This is a genomic window from Streptomyces sp. NBC_01591 (assembly GCF_035918155.1).
In the GTDB taxonomy this organism is placed as follows: domain Bacteria; phylum Actinomycetota; class Actinomycetes; order Streptomycetales; family Streptomycetaceae; genus Streptomyces.
The window spans coordinates 879,107-891,706 of the sequence record NZ_CP109327.1 but is presented as its reverse complement, the minus strand read 5'-3'; the positions used below and the strand labels follow the sequence as shown (position 1 = coordinate 891,706).

At 71.5% G+C, this 12,600-nt stretch carries 11 protein-coding genes; 8 read left to right on the top strand and 3 right to left on the bottom strand.

Annotated features, from left to right (window positions below; translation table 11 throughout):
* Nucleotides 1-143: 143 nt before the first annotated feature.
* The 4 genes from OG978_RS04410 (at nt 144) to OG978_RS04395 (ending at nt 3,954) form a co-directional block, all read left to right on the top strand.
* Nucleotides 144-344 carry a hypothetical protein gene (locus tag OG978_RS04410; protein ID WP_326763901.1) on the top strand — a complete coding sequence of 67 codons (201 nt, stop codon included), beginning with the start codon at nt 144-146 and terminating at the stop codon, nt 342-344.
* A gap of 77 nt (nt 345-421) precedes the next feature.
* The gene (locus OG978_RS04405) at nt 422-1,579 is read left to right on the top strand and encodes a methyltransferase (protein ID WP_326763900.1); all 1,158 of its coding nucleotides are present in this window, start codon (nt 422-424) and stop codon (nt 1,577-1,579) included.
* 99 nt (nt 1,580-1,678) lie between these two features.
* Nucleotides 1,679-2,857, top strand: coding sequence for an acyl-CoA dehydrogenase family protein (locus OG978_RS04400; RefSeq protein WP_326763899.1), 1,179 nt, complete (start codon nt 1,679-1,681; stop codon nt 2,855-2,857).
* A 95-nt stretch (nt 2,858-2,952) separates the two neighbouring features.
* A complete protein-coding gene (locus tag OG978_RS04395) occupies nt 2,953-3,954 on the top strand; it encodes a zinc-dependent alcohol dehydrogenase family protein (protein WP_442817819.1) in 1,002 nt (333 codons plus the stop codon).
* An 82-nt stretch (nt 3,955-4,036) separates the two neighbouring features.
* Here OG978_RS04395 and OG978_RS04390 read toward each other — a convergent pair whose 3' ends face one another.
* Together OG978_RS04390 and OG978_RS04385 are read right to left on the bottom strand one after the other, a co-directional pair.
* A complete protein-coding gene (locus OG978_RS04390) occupies nt 4,037-4,660 on the bottom strand; it encodes a CBS domain-containing protein (RefSeq protein ID WP_326763897.1) in 624 nt (207 codons plus the stop codon).
* Nucleotides 4,661-4,707: 47 nt separating this feature from the next.
* A complete protein-coding gene (locus OG978_RS04385) occupies nt 4,708-5,169 on the bottom strand; it encodes a cyclic nucleotide-binding domain-containing protein (RefSeq protein WP_326763896.1) in 462 nt (153 codons plus the stop codon).
* Between the two features lie 504 nt (nt 5,170-5,673).
* Between OG978_RS04385 and OG978_RS04380 the strand changes: the two genes are divergently transcribed.
* Nucleotides 5,674-6,558, top strand: coding sequence for a universal stress protein (locus OG978_RS04380; RefSeq protein ID WP_326763895.1), 885 nt, complete (start codon nt 5,674-5,676; stop codon nt 6,556-6,558).
* A gap of 13 nt (nt 6,559-6,571) precedes the next feature.
* Here OG978_RS04380 and OG978_RS04375 read toward each other — a convergent pair whose 3' ends face one another.
* On the bottom strand, nt 6,572-7,702 hold the full coding sequence (locus OG978_RS04375) for a carboxylate-amine ligase (RefSeq protein ID WP_326763894.1): 1,131 nt from the start codon (nt 7,700-7,702) through the stop codon (nt 6,572-6,574).
* Between the two features lie 133 nt (nt 7,703-7,835).
* On the opposite strand from OG978_RS04375, the gene OG978_RS04370 reads away from it, so the two are divergent.
* From OG978_RS04370 to OG978_RS04360, 3 genes are read left to right on the top strand one after another with little or no spacing between them, the layout of a single operon-like run.
* On the top strand, nt 7,836-8,729 hold the full coding sequence (locus OG978_RS04370) for an oxygenase MpaB family protein (protein ID WP_326763893.1): 894 nt from the start codon (nt 7,836-7,838) through the stop codon (nt 8,727-8,729).
* A 21-nt stretch (nt 8,730-8,750) separates the two neighbouring features.
* A complete protein-coding gene (locus OG978_RS04365) occupies nt 8,751-10,997 on the top strand; it encodes a serine/threonine-protein kinase (protein ID WP_326763892.1) in 2,247 nt (748 codons plus the stop codon).
* Between the two features lie 52 nt (nt 10,998-11,049).
* Nucleotides 11,050-12,594: a phytoene desaturase family protein gene (locus OG978_RS04360; RefSeq protein ID WP_326763891.1), complete on the top strand. Its 1,545-nt coding sequence runs from the start codon at nt 11,050-11,052 to the stop codon at nt 12,592-12,594.
* The last annotated feature ends 6 nt before the right edge of the window (nt 12,595-12,600 follow it).

Below are 12,600 nucleotides of genomic sequence, written 5' to 3'. Positions count from 1 at the left end.
CGTGACCGTGGTGTGAACACCGTGTACCTATCATGTGCAGGTCAAGTGATGGCTTGATCGTGACGTCCGGAGCGGATCGCGGGGGCCTCGGATGCGGTGGGCCGGGCGCGGGGCGAGAATGACCGAAAGGACGAGGAGGCGGCATGAGCGACGAGCCCGAATCCGTATCCGCATCTCGGGGAGTGACTCCCGACAGCCTCTTGCACACCGGCGGCAGCGACAATTCGTCGGCGGAGGACTTGGTGCTCGCCTCCGGGCGGGACCTGACTCCGAAGAATCTTGAGTGGGCGGAGCGCAGGCTCGCCCGGGAGGGCCGGTCGGCGATCGAGAAGGTGCTGCCGTAGCGGGGCGCAGCGGCCCGGTGGCCGGCGCGCGGGGAGTGTGTGGGCGCTCCCCGCGGCTCGGCTAGCCTGGGTGCACAATGAACCGTTTGACGACGTCAGGGGCCGGGTTCGATCTCGCCCGCTACCCCGAGGACCCGCGCGACCCGTTCCGCGCCTGGGACGCTGCCGACGAGTATCTGCTGCGGCGGCTGGAAGGGGCCGACGGCGCGGATCCGGTCGATCTGTCGGGCGCCGTGGTCGTGGTGGGCGACCGCTGGGGCGCGCTGAGCACCGTACTGGCCGGGCACCGGCCCGTACAGATCACCGACTCCTACCTGGCGCAGCGCGCGACCCTGGCGAACCTGGACCGCAATGGCGTGGACGCGGACGCGGTACGCCTGCTGTCGGCCAGGGACGCGCCGCCGGACCGTATCGACGTCCTGCTGGTACGTGTCCCGAAGAGCCTCGCACTCCTGGAGGACCAGCTGCACCGGCTCGCGCCGGCCGTCCACCCCGGCACCGTCGTCATCGGCACCGGGATGGTCAAGGAGATCCACACCTCCACCCTCAAGCTCTTCGAGCGGATCATCGGTCCTACCCGCACATCCCTCGCGGTCAAGAAGGCCCGGCTGATCTTCTGCACCCCGGGCCCGGGAACGGCCCGTACCCCCAGCCCCTGGCCGTACCGCTACGACCTGCCCGAAGGGCTCGGGCCGGTCTCCGGCCGGACCGTCACCAACCACGCCGGGATCTTCTGCGCCGAGCGCCTCGACATCGGCACCCGGTTCTTCCTCGGCCACCTCCCCGTGCGCAGCGGCCCCGACCGGGTCGTCGACCTCGGCTGCGGAAACGGCGTCGTCGGGCTGTCCGCGGCGCTCGCCAATTCCGAGGCGACGGTCACCTTCATCGACGAGTCGTACCAGGCGGTCGCCTCCGCCGAGGAGACCTTCCGGGCCAACGCCGGCCCGGACGCCAAGGCCGAGTTCGTCGTCGGCGACGGGCTGGCGGAACTGCCGGCCGCCAGTGTGGACCTGGTGCTCAACAACCCGCCGTTCCATTCCCACCAGGCCACCACCGACGCGACGGCCCGCACCATGTTCCACGGGGCCCGCGACGCACTGCGGCCCGGTGGCGAACTGTGGGTCGTCGGCAACCGGCACCTCGGCTACCACACCCGGCTCCGCCGTATCTTCGGCAACTGCGTCACGGTCGCAGGCGACCCGAAGTTCGTCGTCCTGCGAGCCGTCAAGCGCTGACCCCGCCGGAACCGCCCCGGCCCTTCCGGATTCTTGCAACACGTTCTACTGTGTGCCGCCGCACACGGACGACGCGACCGCGAGACTCCCGGAGGGGCCGTGCACCTCGAATACACGCCTGAACAGCAGCAGTTGCGCGCCGAGCTGCGCACCTACTTCGCCGCACTGGTCCCCGACGACGCATACGCGCGTTACGCCGCCCCCGCGGCCCAGAAGACCTTCTACCGGGAGACGATCCGCCGCCTCGGCACCGACGGCTGGCTCGGGGTCGGCTGGCCGGTGGAGTACGGCGGACGCGGACTGTCCCCGATGGAACAGTTCATCTTCTTCGACGAGGCCGCGCAGGCGGGCGTCCCGCTGCCGCTGATGGCCCTCAACACCGTGGGCCCGACGATCATGCGGTACGGCACCGACGAGCAGAAGGCGTACTTCCTGCCGAAGATCCTCGCCGGCGAGATCGACTTCGCGATCGGATACAGCGAACCCGACGCGGGCACCGACCTCGCAGCCCTCAAGACCCGGGCCGTGCGCGACGGCGACGAGTATGTCGTCAACGGGCAGAAGATCTGGACGACCAACGGCGACACCGCGGACTGGGTCTGGCTCGCCGTCCGCACCGACCCGGACGCGGCGCCGCACAAGGGCATCACCATGCTGCTCGTCCCGACCACGGATCCCGGCTACTCCTGCACCCTGATCAACACCCTCGCCTCGCACGACACCACCGCCAGCTACTACGAGAACATCCGCGTCCCCGTCTCGCGCCGCGTCGGCGACGAGAACCAGGGCTGGCGGCTCATCACCAACCAGCTCAACCACGAACGCGTCACCCTCGCCGCCCACGGCACCATGGCGATCCGCGCCCTCCACAACGTCCAGCGCTGGGCGGCGGACACCCGGCTCGCCGACGGGCGCCGCGTGATCGACCTCGGCTGGGTCCGCGCCCTGCTGGCCCGCACCCACACCAGGCTCGACGCCATGAAACTCCTGAACTGGCAGATGGTGTCCGCGGTACAGAACGCGACCCTCACCCCGCAGGACGCCTCCGCCGTGAAGGTCTACGGCTCCGAGGCACGCCGCGACGCCTACGCCTGGCTGATGGAGATCGTCGGCTCGGCGGGACCGCTCAAGGAAGGGTCGGCGGGCGCCGTGCTGCACGGCGAACTCGAACGCGGATACCGCTCCGCCGTCATCTTCACCTTCGGCGGCGGCAACAACGAGATCCAGCGGGAAATCATCTCGTGGATCGGCCTGGGGATGCCGCGCGTACGGCGGTGAGCGCATGCCGCCCGCCGTTCCTGCGGCGAGCGTTTGCCGGAGCTGTCGGCCGGCGCCAGGCTGGGAGCATGGCGCGCGCGTCGGCTCCGAACGTGCTGACCGGGTGGGCTGTTCGGAGTCCCGGTCCGATCGCGGACGGTCCGCTGGTGTCCGTGCAGCGTGCTGTGCCCCCGCCGGGGCCCGGTGAGCTGCTGCTGCGGGTGGAGGCGTGTGGCGTCTGCCGCACGGACCTGCACCTTGCCGAGGGGGACCTGCGCCCGCACCGGGCGTCGACCGTTCCCGGCCATGAGATCGTCGGCCGCGTGACCGCCGTCGGTGAATCCGTCACGCGTTTCCGGGTCGGTGACCGAGCCGGTGGGGCGTGGCTGCGCAGCACCTGCGGGCACTGCCGCTACTGCCGGGCCGGTCGCGAGAATCTCTGTCCGGCCTCCCTCTACACCGGCTGGGACGCGGACGGCGGTTTCGCCGATGCCACCCTCGTACCGGCGGACTACGCCTACCCGCTCCCGGACGACCAGGACGCCGCGCTGCTGGCGCCGCTGCTGTGTGCCGGGATCATCGGCTACCGCGCTCTGCGCCGTAGCGCCCTGCCACCCGACGGGCGGCTCGGGATCTACGGCTTCGGGGCCTCGGCCCATCTGGCGGCGCAGGTCGCCCTGGCCGAAGGAGCAACCGTGCACGTGCTGACCCGTTCGGCACGCGCCCGTGAGCTCGCCGTCGACCTCGGTGCCTCCTCCGTGGGCGACGCCTACGACCGCCCGCCCGAACCACTGGATTCGGCGATCCTGTTCGCACCGGTGGGCGATCTGGTGCCCGTGGCACTGGAGGCACTGGACCGTTCGGGAACGCTCGCCGTCGCGGGCATCCACCTCACCGACATCCCCGTGCTCAATTACCGGCGCCACCTCTTCGAGGAGCGGAATCTGCGCAGCGTCACCTCCAACACCCGGCAGGACGGCCGCGACTTCCTGAACACGGCCGCGCGGATCGGCATACGGGTCACCATCAGCCCGTATCCGCTGAGCAGCGCCGACCGGGCTCTGCGTGACCTGGCGGCCGACCGGGTCAACGGCGCCGCCGTGCTCGTGCCCGGATGACCCGCCGCGACGACTCCAGGACACCGACGAGGTGCTTCGGCGTTCAGCCGAAGGGCGTTCAGCCGAAGTGGGGGTCGCTGCTTCAGTCGAGTTCCATGCGTACGTCCACGACGCCTTCGACCGCGCGAATGGCCCGGGCCAGAAGTGGCACCAGCGAACGGTCCCGGAGAGGTCCCCGAACGGTGACGACACCGTTCAGCACAGTGAATTCCACCCGGTCCGGGGGAGACAGTTCGGCGACGACAGCGGACCGGATCTCCTCGTCGATCTCCTCGTCCGGGCGCAGGAACACCTTCAAGAGGTCGCTGCGGCTCACGACGCCCTCCAGCATGCCGAGATCGTTCACGACGGGCAGTCGTTTCACGCGCTTGCGCGCCATGATCCGGGCGGCCTCGGCGAGCGTGGCATCGGGGTGGACGGTGACGGCCGGACTCGACATCAGCTCCCCGGCCAGCACGGCGTCGGCCTTGGCCGCCTCCTCCAGCTGGGCGGGCCGCTTCGGGTCGTCCTGCCGGAACTCCTCCTTCGGCAGCAGGTCCGCCTCGGAGACGACCCCGACGACGCGGCCCTCGCCTTCCAGGACCGGCACGGCGCTCACCCTCCACTGGTGCATCAGCTCGACGATCTCCTTGTACGACGCCTCGCGGCCGATGGCCACAACCGTATGCGTCATGACGTCGCTGACGGTGTACGGGGACGCAGCCATGGGGTGCTCCTCGGGCGTGACTCCTGGGTGCTGGGACGACGGCGCACTCACACGAACCCGCCGCTGCCGTGCGGGGCGTAGAGATCGAGCAGACGGATCCGGGTGGCCTGCAACCGGTGGGCGAGGACCTGCCCGACCCAATGGCCGATGGCCGAACCGAAGGCGGGATCCGCGTCCATCATCATGCGTATGGTTGCCGCGTCGAACTCATGGGTACGGACAGGCGTCATCGCCTCTGCTCCGAGGTGCCAGATGTAGGGCTTGAACAGCCAGGCCCAGCCGACCAGTTCGCCGGACCCGAGACTCTCTATGGCTACCGGGGCGCTGCCGGGGACGCGGATGTCCAGCGTGACGGTGCCTGAGCGCAGGATCCAGAAGCGGTCCGCGTGGTCCCCTTCTCGGAAGAGACGGACCCCCTGGGGGAAATTGACCTCCTGCCCGATCCCCATCAGACGGGCACGGTACTCGGCGGGCAGGGCCGCGGTGATGCGAGTCGGAGAACCGCTCATCGGTGGCCTCCTCTGTGTTCTCCGGGTGCCGGCATCGCTGGGCAGTCGGCTCGCGGACATGGGCCGACGGGCCCCTGCCGTGGGCCCCTCCGGCCCTGGGCGGGCAGACCGGGCGGACTCTGCGGTCCCGGAGCGCCATACGGCTCCGCCCGGCCGGGCGGCACGGTGTGCGCCTTCGACTTCATGTGTGCTTCCGCAGGAAGAGGCCCCGTCGCGTCGCGTCGCCCCTCCAGGGCTGGTGCCCGGCTCCCTCCACTATCGGCCTCCCACACCTCGTGGGCCAACCGGCGCAGGGGCGTGGGGATGCGTTTCAGCCGCATCAGGGTCGGCATGCGGCACCAGGAGATGTGCGGTACTCCTCGAATGAGAAGAAGCCGGGATCGGCGCGTCGGCGCGGATCCCGGAGAAGGGCACAGGGACGACAGCAGGCCGGGGAGGCGGACCCCCTTGCCGTCATTCCGGCCTTCACGAGGCCTTACGACTTACGAGACGGAGACAGTCGCCATGGAGTCAGTCGTCACCGTGGGCCTCGACGGCTCACCCGAGAGCCTTGCCGCAGCCCGTTGGGCCGCCGACGAGGCCGAGCGGCGCAAGCTCACGCTGCGCCTGCTGCACGCGTGGCCTCTGCTGCTGCCGGAGCCGGCCCACGTCCCTGCCGAGATGGATCAGAACTACTGGGCCAGGCGGATCGTGCACAAGGCGCGGGCGGAGCTCCAGAGGCGCCACCCGGGTCTTTCCGTCGTCGGGAGCCTGGTTGCCGACGACGCCGAGCACGCGCTGCTGAAAGCGGCGTCGGAGTCCGCGATGATCGTGCTCGGTTCGCGCGGCCTCGTGCCCGTCGAGAGCTATTTCCTCGGAGACATCAGCATGCCCGTCGTGGCACGGGCCGACGGGCCCGTGGTCCTGGTACGCGCCGGAACGGGCGGAACGAGCGGAGAAGGGCCACAAGCCGCACCGGCCGTGGAAGGCGGTGTCGTGGTGGCACTGAAACTGCACGGCTCCTGCGACGACCTCCTCGAATTCGCCTTCGGCACCGCCGTGGCGCGAGGCGTACCTCTTCGCGCGGTCCACGGCCAGACTCTGCCGGTGGCCGCATACGCGCCCTGGGGCGTGGATCACGACGTGACGGAAGAAATCACCCAGGACGCGCGGAAGCACCTCGACCTGATCCTCCGCCCCTGGCGTGACAGGTTCCCGCTCGTGGAGGTGAACGACAGCATCGCTCTCGAAAGCCCCGCCAAGGCTGTCGTGCGGGCCGCCCACGGCGCCGGGCTGCTGGTTGTCGGCCGACGCAAGCACCACCTCGCCCCGCCGTCACACCTGGGCCCCGTCGCCCAGGCCGCCATTCATCACGCGCACTGCCCCGTCGCCGTCGTCCCCCATACCTGATCCGAGCAACACCTCAGCGCAGCCCGACGGCCGGGACCTGGTCCACCAGGGCGTCCACGACATCGAGGAGCGAACCGCGGCGAGCATGGACGGCGCGCTGTCGATCGGCCCCCGTTCCGGTGGCCGTCAGCCGCCGGAACAGCGCGACGACGGTCTCCCGGTCGCCGGTCTCCTCCAGAGCGGGGCCGATGTGGCGCAGCAGGGACGTGACCTGGCCGTCGGCAGGTGACAGCCGCCCCGTGCGCGGATCCATGCTCTCGCCGCGCAGCCCGTCGCGCGCCGCTCGCCAGCACGCCGCCCGCAGCAGTTCGGCGTGCGGTTCGGGGCCGGGGTCACCCTGCTCGACGGCCCGCAGGGCGGTGATGGTCAGCGCCCGCACCAGCATGGCCAGCAGGGCGCTCTCCTCGGCCGTCACGGGGACATCGGCCGCCCGCACCTCGATGGTCGGGTAACGGGACGAGAGCCGGACATCCCAGAAGAGCGTGCGACGGTCCGGCAGAGTCCCGCTGACGGTCAGCGCCGTCAGGAGATTCTCGTACTCCTCGTAGGAGGAGAAATACGGCGGAGGCCCGGAGACCGGCCACCGCTGCCACATCATGCGGCGCCAGCTCGCGTAACCCGTGTCACGCCCGCAGAAGAACGGCGAGTTCGCCGACAGCGCGATCAGAAGCGGAAGCCAGGGACGCAGATGATTGCTCACGAGCACGGCGCTCTCCCGGTCCGGGATGCTCACGTGCACATGGGTCGCGCAGATGACGTGCTCGTCGACCAGGCCCCGGTAGTCCCGCAGCTGCTCCGCGCAGCGGGCGTCGTCGCTGATCGGCATCGGGATCGGGGCGCCGAGCGGAACCGCGCCGACCGCGGCCGTACGGGCTCCCATGGACTCGGCAGCGGCGCCGACGGCCGTCCGCAATCGCCGTAACTCCCCGTGCAGTTCCTCGAAGGTGCCGCACGGCGGAGTCCTCGTCTCCACCTGGTACCTGCCGAGCTCCCGGGAGACCAGATCACCCAGGTCCTCCGAGGCCTTCCTCACCACATCGTCCGCGTACGGGACGACTTCACGGGTGAGGGGATCGATGAGAAAGTACTCCTCCTCGACGCCCATGAGCGGCACCGAAGGACATAATCCGCTCGTATCGGCCATGGAGGTCACCCTAGGAGGAACGTAAGCGCACCGCAACGGACCATCCCGGTGCCCCCGCGGGAGCCATGGGAGGTGTCGGCGCCCGCACGTATCCTTCGCGTACGTACGTCGCCGAGCGGGAGGTACGAGCGGCATGGTGGACGCCGACCCGGGGCTCTTCGGGCCCGAATCCGTCACCTGGCAGATGCACGGAGACCCGATGATGTGGGTCGCCGGAGTCCGGGCGCTCTACCTCCAGGCGCTGCACCCGCGCGCCGTACGCGGCGTCATGCAGAACTCCGACTTCCGCAAGGACGCCTGGGGGCGGCTGATGCGTACCGCCGGCTTCGTCGGAACGATCACGTACGGCACCACCGAGGCCGCCGAGAAGGCCGGTGCCCGGGTCCGCAGGATCCACCGGCTCATCAAGGCCACCGACCCGGAGACCGGGGAGAGCTACGGCGTCGACGAGCCCGAACTGCTGCTGTGGGTGCACTGCGCGGAGGTCGACTCCTACCTCCAGGTCGAACGCCGCTCCGGCTTCCCGCTCACCGACGCCCAGGCCGACCGCTACATCGACGAACACCGCCACAGCGCCCGCCTCGTCGGCCTCGACCCCGCGGACGTCCCGGCCACCACCGCACAGCTCGCCGCCTACTTCGAGCGGATGCGTCCCCGGCTCGCCGCGTCCGCGGAGGCGCTGGACGTCGACGACTTCCTGCGCCGGCCGCCCGTCCACGCGCTGCTCGTACCGGCGCGGGCCCTGCTGTGGCGGCGCGTCGCGGCACTCGCCTACCAGTCACTGCCCCCGTACGCCCATGAGCTCTACGGCAGACCCGTCGCCCCGGTGCGCACCGTCGACCGCCGCCTGCGCACCGCGGGTACCGCGCTGCGCTGCATCCCCGCCCGGCTGCGCTGGCGACTCCCGCCCGGTCACATTCTGAACGCGATGGCCCGACTCGGTCCCGGCAGCCGCCCCACCCCGTACAAACTGCGCAGCCGGGCCGCCATACTGGACGGGCCGGGGAGGGCGCGGAAGCAGGCGTAACGACGGGGGCGACAGCAGGCGATGGCGGACACCAGGCTGATCCAGAGCCGGTACCGGCTGCTCGATCTGATCGGGCGCGGAGGCATGGGTGAGGTGTGGCGCGCCCGCGACGAGTCGCTAGGCCGGCACGTCGCCGTCAAATGCCTCAAGCCGATGGGGCCCCAGCACGATCAGTCCTTCACCCGCGTCCTGCGCGAACGCTTCCGCCGCGAGGCCCGGGTCGCCGCCGCGCTCCAGCACCGCGGCGTCACCGTCGTCCACGACTTCGGTGAGCACGAGGGCGTCCTCTACCTGGTCATGGAGCTCCTCGACGGGCGCAACCTCAGCCAGCTCCTGGAGGACAACAAACAGCATCCACTGCCGGTCCCCGACGTCGTCGACATCGCCGAACAGGTCGCCGATGCCCTCGGCTACACCCACCAGCAGGGCATCGTGCACCGCGACCTCAAGCCCGCCAACATCATGCGGCTGGCCGACGGCACGGTGAAGATCTGCGACTTCGGCATCGCCAGGCTCGGCCACGACATCGGCTTCACCTCCCGCCTCACCGGCACCGGCATTGCCATGGGCACCCCGCACTACATGTCGCCCGAGCAGATCAGCGGCGGCCAGGTCGACCACCGCAGCGACCTCTACTCACTGGGCTGCGTGCTGTACGAGATCGCCACCGGAGCACCGCCGTTCGACCTCGCCGACGCCTGGGCCGTCCTCGTCGGACACCGCGACACCCAGCCCCGGCCGCTGCGCACCCACCGGGCCGAACTCCCGGGTTTCTTCGACCGCGTCGTGCTGGAGCTGCTGGCCAAGGCCCCCGAGGAGCGGCCCGTCGACGCGGGCGACCTCCGGCAGCGGATCGCCATCGGCCGCACCGGCGAGCAGCCGCACCTGCCGCCCACCGGGCAGATACCGCTCGCCCCGCCCGTTCCCGTCGTACGCCCGGGGCAGCAGTTGCCGGCCTGGGCCCGCTCCATGACCACCGGGCACAAGGCGAGCGGCGCCCACCCCGGGCTCGCCCCGCCCGACCACTCCGCGGGCCTCACCGGCGAGTGGACCACCGGCACCGACATGCGCAGCCTCACCGGCGAACTCCCACCGGTCAGGGCCGAGCGCCCGACCCCGTCGCCGGAACTGCTGTCGGTCCTCGCCAGCCGGCACAGCGCGGGCCTCAACCTGGGCCGCCTCGGCCACTGGGAGGAGGCCGGCGAGGTGCACCGCGCTGTCGCCGCCGAACGCGAGCACGCCCTCGGCCCCGACCACCCCGACACCCTCTCCAGCCGGTACGAGATCGGCTTCACCCTCAGCCGCACCGGACGCGCCTCGGACGCCCTGCGGGAGTTCGACCGTGTCGCCCGGGGCCGCGAGCGCAGCCTGGGCCCCGACCACCCGGAGACCCTGGCAGCCCGCCAGGAGACGGCGTACGTGCTGGGCCAGCTGGGCCGGCACTTCGAGGCCCATCAGGTGTACGCGGCGGTTCTCGCCTCCCGGGAACGGTCGATGGGCCCCGACCACCCCGACACCCTGCGCTGCCGCCACAACCTCGCCTTCAACCTCAGCAGACTCGGCCGCCTGGAGGACTCGTACCGGATGGCCAGGGACGTGGCGGCGGCCCGCAGCCGACTGCTCGGCGCCGACCACCCCGACACCCTGGTCACGCTCTATGAGGTGGCGTACACACTGGGCAGGCTCGGGCGCTGGACGGAGGCCCTGCAGGCGTACCGGGAAGTCGCCCAGGCCCGGTCGAGATCGCTCGGCGCCGACCACCCCGACACGCTCTCCGCCCGCTACGAGGTCGGCATCAGCCTCGGTCGCCTCGGCCGCAGCGCGGAGGCCTTGGAGCTGTACCGCGCCCTCGTGGCGGACCGGACCAGAGTGGGCGGCCCCACCGACCCCGAAACGCTCCGCGCCCGGCACGGGCTCGGCGTCAACCTGGGGCGCCTCGCCCGCTGGGAGGAGGCGCTCGCCGAAGCGCGCGACGTGTGCGCGATCCGCGAACGCGCCCTGGGCCCCGACCACCCCGACACCCTCGTCAGCCGCCGCGAGGTCGCCGTCGGCCTCGGCTGGCTCGGCCGCTGGGCCGACGCCCTCACCGTCTACCGCACGGTCGCCGCGGCCCGCGAGCGACTCCTGGGCGCCGACCACCCCGACGCCCTCGCCGCCCGCAACGACGAGGCGCACTGCCTGGAGCAGCTCGGCCGGGGACCGGAGGCCGTCGAGCTGTACCGGCAGGTCGCGGCATTGCGCCGCGGGCAGCAGGCATCGCCGCACTGACCGGGCACCACGGCCTCTGGCCGGCGGCGATCGCGCCGTGCTACGAAGGGTCATGCCCGCACCCGACAGCTATGACGCAGTGATCGTGGGCGGCGGCCACAACGGTCTGGTCGCCGCCGCCTACCTCGCCCGTGCCGGACAGTCCGTCCTGGTCCTGGAGCGCCTGGCCGGCACCGGGGGAGCGGCCGTCTCGACCCGCCCCTTCGACGGGGTCGACGCCCGCCTGTCGCGCTACTCGTACCTGGTGTCCCTGCTCCCGCGGAAGATCGTCCGCGACCTCGGACTGGATTTCGCGGTACGGAAACGGACCGTCTCCTCGTACACCCCGACCGTGCGCGGCGGCCGTGCCACCGGGCTGCTCGTCGGCGGGGACCGCACCCGGGACTCCTTCGCCGCGCTCACCGGCTCGGACCGGGAGTACGAGGCGTGGCAGCGGTTCTACGGCATGACGCGGCGCGTCGCCGAACGGACCTTCCCGACCCTCATCGAGCCGCTGCCCGGCCGCGACGCCCTGCGCGAGCGGATCGGTGACCCGGCGGCCTGGCGGACGCTCTTCGAGGAGCCCATCGGTGTCGCCGTCGAGAAGAACTTCACCGACGACCTGGTACGCGGAGTCGTCCTCACCGACGCGCTGATCGGCACCTTCGCCGACGCGCACGATCCGTCGCTGCTCCAGAACCGTTGCTTCCTCTACCACGTCATCGGCGGTGGCTCCGGCGACTGGGACGTCCCCGTCGGCGGCATGGGCGCGCTCACCGACGCCCTCGCCCGGGCCGCCCGCGAGGCCGGGGCGCAGATCCGGGTCCGGCACGAGGCGACCCGGATCGAGACCGACGGAACACGGGCCGAGATCACCGTCCGCTCACCCGAGGCGGAACATGTCGTCGCAGCCCGCAAGGTCCTTGTCAACGCCTCGCCGCAGGAGCTCGCCGCCCTCCTCGGGGACGAACAGCCTGCCCCGGCCGAGGGCGCGCAGCTGAAGGTGAACATGCTGCTCACCCGCCTGCCCCGGCTCCGCGACCGCTCCGTCGACCCGCGCGAGGCCTTCGCCGGTACGTTCCACATCGCCGAGGGGTACGGGCAGCTCGCCGACGCCTACCGGGACGCCGAGGCGGGGCGGCTGCCCGCCGCCCCGCCGTCCGAGATCTACTGCCACTCGTTGACCGACCCGTCGATCCTCGGCCCGGACCTGGCCGCCCGCGGCTACCAGACCTTCACCCTCTTCGGTCTGCACACCCCCGCCCGGCTCTTCGCCGCCGACAACGCGGCGACGCGGGCCGAGCTGCTGGCGGCGACGCTCGCCCAACTCGACGCGCACCTGGACGAGCCGGTCACCGACTGCCTGGCCCGCGACGAGAACGGCGAGCCGTGCATCGAGGCGAAGACCCCGCTCGACCTGGAGCGGGACTTGCGGCTGCCCGGCGGCCACATCTTCCACCGGGACCTCGCCTTCCCGTACGCCACGGAGTCCACCGGCCGGTGGGGGGTGGAGACGGCACACGCCAATGTGCTGCTCTGCGGGGCCGGTGCGGTACGCGGCGGTGGGGTCAGCGGGGTGCCCGGCCACAACGCCGCGATGGCGGCGCTGGGCCGGTGACCGTGG